This is a genomic window from Sedimentibacter sp. B4 (assembly GCF_000309315.1).
GTDB classification, from domain to species: domain Bacteria; phylum Bacillota; class Clostridia; order Tissierellales; family Sedimentibacteraceae; genus Sedimentibacter; species Sedimentibacter saalensis.
Map to the genome: position 1 here is coordinate 1 of NZ_CANG01001162.1, position 215 is coordinate 215.

Genomic DNA, 215 nt, shown 5'->3' on the forward strand with positions numbered 1-215 from the left:
TAGACGATCGAGGAGTTGCGGGGCCTGCTCGGCGAAGAAGGCCATCGGGTCGACCTTCTCCCGCCACACGCCGTCCGCGGACAGGATGTTGAACTTGTACAGGGCACCGGTGCCGACGCCCTCGACGAACACGGCCCAGATGCCGGAGCCGGGTACCTGGTACATCGCGTCGCCGGTCCACCAGTTGAAGTCAGCGTTGAGCCGCACGTCGCGGG

The 215-nt window shown here is 66.5% G+C and carries 1 pseudogene; it reads right to left on the bottom strand.

What is annotated here, in order from left to right:
• Window positions 1–215 (bottom strand): annotated as a pseudogene (locus tag BN358_RS22090) (1,4-alpha-glucan branching enzyme); the annotation flags it as partial.